Origin of the sequence: Enterobacter sp. PP-008-ECC_S150, from assembly GCF_045257065.1 — a bacterium.
Lineage (GTDB): Bacteria > Pseudomonadota > Gammaproteobacteria > Enterobacterales > Enterobacteriaceae > Enterobacter > Enterobacter chengduensis.
Genome location: NZ_JBJHHG010000052.1, coordinates 1 through 4,020 on the forward strand (window position 1 = coordinate 1; position 4,020 = coordinate 4,020).

The following is a 4,020-nucleotide window of genomic DNA, read 5'->3' on the forward strand; positions in this document are numbered from 1 at the left end:
GCGTACGGCCCACAGAATGATGTCACGCTGAAAATGCCGGCCTTTGAATGGGTTCATGTGCAGCTCCATCAGCAAAAGGGGATGATAAGTTTATCACCACCGACTATTTGCAACAGTGCCGGCCGAATGTCTGCAGCTCGGTGAATCGGACTTTACGCATGGAGATCTCCTCAGAGGACATAATTAGTATGTCGGAGGATCTCTAAAAGTGAATGGTTCGTTTTGCAGGGATACTTACATGGGGAAACAAGATGAAACTTGAATATATACAGATAAATTAGTGGTCTGGGCGTTCTCGTCAGAAGCAAACAGCCTGCTTGCAAAAACAAGCGCTGGCAATGGCTTGGCAGGGCCGAGGTTGCCCGGGAGGTATAATTTTCCATTCGGACCAGGGAACCCAATATTGCAGCCTGCCGTACCGGATTCTGGCCGCTCAATATGGAATGATGCTCAGCATGAGCCGCAGCGGGAACTGCTGGGATAATGCTTTGCAGAATGACTGTTCCGCAGTCTGAAATCGGAGTGGATACCACGGGGTGGTTATCGGGACAGGACTGAAGCTGCTGGCGATATTGTTCAGTATCAAGGGGTGAGTCCCGAGAGGCGAGACAAGTCAAGGGCGCAGGCTGCGATGCGCAGCACGACATAGCCGGTATTTCCCTGCGGTGCCCCACAAGTATCAATGAAAGCCTCCAACGCGAGCCATTCGCGAGAGCCTTGAGTCCACGCTAAATCTATCTTATCTGCGCAGGGCAGAATGTGAAGACGGCCGCCCTGGCTCTTGCCCGCCAGGCGCACGAGGCGGTGGAAAGGGGGAGGGGATGTTGTCTATATGGCTCTGCTGTAGTGAGCGGGTTGCGCTCCGACAGCGGTCCTGATCAATCGTCACCCTTTCTCGGCCCTTGAATGTTCCTCGCAACGAGCCTCCTTTTCGCCAATCCATCGACAATCACCGCGAGCCCCAGCTCGAACACTGCGTCCGGACCGGCTTCGTCGAAGGTGTCTATCACGGCCCGCAACAACGGAGCCTGTTCAATGGTGCCGCCGCGCTCACCGGCATCGCTGTCGCCGGCCTGCTCCTCAAGCACGGCCCCAACAGTGAAGTAGCTGATTGTCATCAGCGCATTGACGGCGTCCCAAGCCGAAAAACCCGCCTCGCAGAGGAAGCGAAGCTGCGCGTCGACCACTTCCATCTGCGGTGCGCCCGGTCTCGTGCCAGCATGGATACGCGCGCCATCGCGATAAGCGAGCAGCGCCTGCCTGAAGCTGCGGGCATTCCCGATCAGAAATGAGCGCCAGTCGTCGTCGACTCTCGGCACCGAATGCGTATGATTCTCCGCCAGCATGGCTTCGGCCAGTGCGTCGAGCAGCGCCCGTTTGTTCCTGAAGTGCCAGTATAACGCCGGCTGCTGAACCCCCAACCGTTTAGCCAGTTTGCGTGTCGTCAGAGCCTCTACGCCGACCTCATTCAACAGGTCCAGGGCGACACGGATAACTGTATTAGGCTGCAACTTTATCATGCTTGACACTTTATCACTGATAAACATAATATGTCCACCAACTTATCAGTGATAAAGGATCCGTGAGTTCTATCGGACCAGCGGAGGCTGGTCCGGAGGCCAGCGGAGGCTGGTCCGGAGGCCAGACGTGAAACCCAACAGACCCCTGATCGTAATACTGTGCACTGTCGCGCTCGACGCTGTCGGCATCGGCCTGATTATGCCGGTGCTGCCGGGCCTCCTGCGAGATCTGGTTCACTCGAACGACGTCACCGCCCACTATGGCATTTTGCTGGCGCTGTATGCGTTGATGCAATTTGCCTGCGCGCCTGTGCTGGGTGCGCTATCGGATCGTTTCGGCCGGCGGCCGGTCTTGCTCGTCTCGCTGTCCGGCGCCGCTATCGACTACGCCATCATGGCGACGGCGCCTTTCCTTTGGGTTCTCTATATCGGGCGCATCGTGGCCGGCATCACCGGGGCGACTGGTGCGGTAGCCGGCGCCTATATTGCCGATATCACAGATGGGGATGAGCGCGCGCGGTACTTCGGCTTCATGAGCGCCTGTTTCGGGTTCGGGATGGTCGCGGGACCTGTGCTCGGTGGGCTGATGAGCAGTTTCTCCCCCCATGCTCCGTTCTTCGCCGCAGCAGCCTTGAATGGCCTCAATTTCCTGATGGGCATTTTCCTTTTGCCGGAGTCGCACAAAGGCGAACGTCGACCATTACGCCGGGAGGCTCTCAACCCGCTCGCTTCGTTCCGGTGGGTCCGGGGCATGACCGTCATCGCCGCCCTGATGGCTGTCTTCTTCATCATGCAACTCGTCGGACAGGCGCCGGCCACGCTTTGGGTCATCTTCGGCGAGGATCGCTTTCATTGGGACACGAGCTTGATCGGCATTTCGCTTGCCGCATTTGGTATTCTACATTCACTCGCCCAGGCAATGATCACCGGCCCTGTAACCACCAGGCTCGGCGAAAGGCGGGCACTCATGCTCGGAATGATTGCCGACGGCGCAGGCTACATCCTGCTTGCCTTGGCGACAAGGGGATGGATGGCGTTCCCGATTATGGTCCTGCTTGCTTCGGGTGGCATCGGAATGCCGGCGCTGCAAGCAGTGTTGTCCAGGCAGGTAGATGAGGAACGTCAGGGGCAGCTTCAAGGATCTCTTGCGGCGCTCACCAGCCTGACCTCGATCGTCGGGCCCCTCCTCTTCACGGCGATCTATGCGGCCTCTATAACAACGTGGAACGGGTGGGCATGGATTGCAGGTGCCGCCCTCTACTTGCTCTGCCTGCCGGCGCTGCGTCGCGGGTTTTGGAGCGGCGTAGGGCAACGAGCCGATCGCTGATCGTGGGAACGATAGGCCTATGCCATGCGGGTCAAGGCGACTTCCGGCTACCCGTCTTTCAATCACAACAAGTACAGCAATATTAGGACTGCTTTTCGCTCACAGCGGACCTCTAACCCAGCCATCTTGTCCGCTTCGTTCTAAGAACAGACATCCCTCACTTCAGAATGTGTAGTCAACGGGGGACAGGACAATACGAATGTTCCACTAAAAAATACAGATGAGATAATTATTTACACCAAATTTTGGAGATTTATCGTTGTATCAGGTATTAAAAGTACAATTTAAATCTATTATATCTCGCAATAAGCCTGACATGTAGGTTTCTACAAATTCTCTAATTACGTTATTGACATATGAGCATTTGAAGGCGTAACCTTCAATCACTGTATGTAGATGTGTCTTCCCCTGTTGAGGTGGCTGATACAGCATTTCTACTTGCCATTAAACCAGTCTTTCATGTAATCCTATGTAAAATAGTCTGGTTAATTTATTTTACATACGGGTATCAGTGATGAATGAACTCAGTATTGTTAGTGGTAAATTGCAACTGTTGTCGATCATAGGTGACCCGATCGCTCAGGTCAGCGCTCCACTCATGATAAATGCCGCCATCCTTGAAAAACAAATCCCCGACACTTTGATGGTCCCTCTCCATATAAACTCTGTAGGTCTGCAAACCGCTGTCAATGGTCTGAAATGTATTCAGAATTTTCGTGGTGCCATTATAACGATGCCTCACAAACAACATGCGCTTTCATTAATTGATTCAGCCAGTGAATCTGCTATGGCAATCGGAGGATGCAACGTCATCAGGAGGAATGCTCAGGGCCAACTACATGGGGATATGCTCGATGGTGAAGGTTTCGTATCGAGCCTTTTGAAAAGAGGCTTCGATGTGACAGGTAAAAGAGTCTATCTAGCTGGAACAGGCGGTGCTGGCTCAGCTATTGCTTATGCTATGGCCGCCAAACAGGTTGGAGAATTAATTGGCACTGTTGCAAATAGTCGGTGGTGATAAACTTATCATCCCCTTTTGCTGATGGAGCTGTACATGAACCCATTCAAAGGCCGGCATTTTCAGCGTGACATCATTCTGTGGGCCGTACGCTGGTACTGCAAATACGGCATCAGTTACCGTGAGCTGCAGGAGATGCTGGCTGAACGCGGAGT

The 4,020-nt window shown here is 54.1% G+C and carries 3 protein-coding genes and 2 pseudogenes; 4 read left to right on the plus strand and 1 reads right to left on the minus strand.

The genetic code is table 11. The annotated features are described in order from the left end of the window. Nucleotides 1–311 precede the first annotated feature (311 nt). A pseudogene (locus tag ACJBF3_RS25815) lies at nt 312–515 on the plus strand (DDE-type integrase/transposase/recombinase); the annotation flags it as partial. A 363-nt stretch (nt 516–878) separates the two neighbouring features. On the opposite strand, the gene tetR reads toward ACJBF3_RS25815, so the two are convergent. After that, nucleotides 879–1,520 carry a tetracycline resistance transcriptional repressor TetR gene (gene tetR, locus ACJBF3_RS25820; RefSeq protein WP_013851373.1) on the minus strand — a complete coding sequence of 214 codons (642 nt, stop codon included), beginning with the start codon at nt 1,518–1,520 and terminating at the stop codon, nt 879–881. Nucleotides 1,521–1,647: 127 nt separating this feature from the next. On the opposite strand from tetR, the gene tet(A) reads away from it, so the two are divergent. From tet(A) to ACJBF3_RS25835, 3 genes and pseudogenes are all read left to right on the plus strand, one after another. Then, complete coding sequence (gene tet(A) / locus ACJBF3_RS25825) at nt 1,648–2,847, plus strand: tetracycline efflux MFS transporter Tet(A) (protein ID WP_031942321.1); 1,200 nt, start codon at nt 1,648–1,650, stop codon at nt 2,845–2,847. 514 nt (nt 2,848–3,361) lie between these two features. After that, nucleotides 3,362–3,865, plus strand: coding sequence for a shikimate dehydrogenase (locus ACJBF3_RS25830; RefSeq protein ID WP_013851371.1), 504 nt, complete (start codon nt 3,362–3,364; stop codon nt 3,863–3,865). A gap of 36 nt (nt 3,866–3,901) precedes the next feature. Continuing rightward, nucleotides 3,902–4,020: pseudogene (locus tag ACJBF3_RS25835) on the plus strand (IS6 family transposase); the annotation flags it as partial.

Bases quoted from the DNA above. Each gene is read 5' to 3' on its own strand.
- tetR (WP_013851373.1), bottom strand. From the start codon at position 1,520: ATGATAAAGTTGCAGCCTAATACAGTTATCCGTGTCGCCCTGGACCTG.
- ACJBF3_RS25830 (WP_013851371.1), top strand. From the start codon at position 3,362: ATGAATGAACTCAGTATTGTTAGTGGTAAATTGCAACTGTTGTCGATC.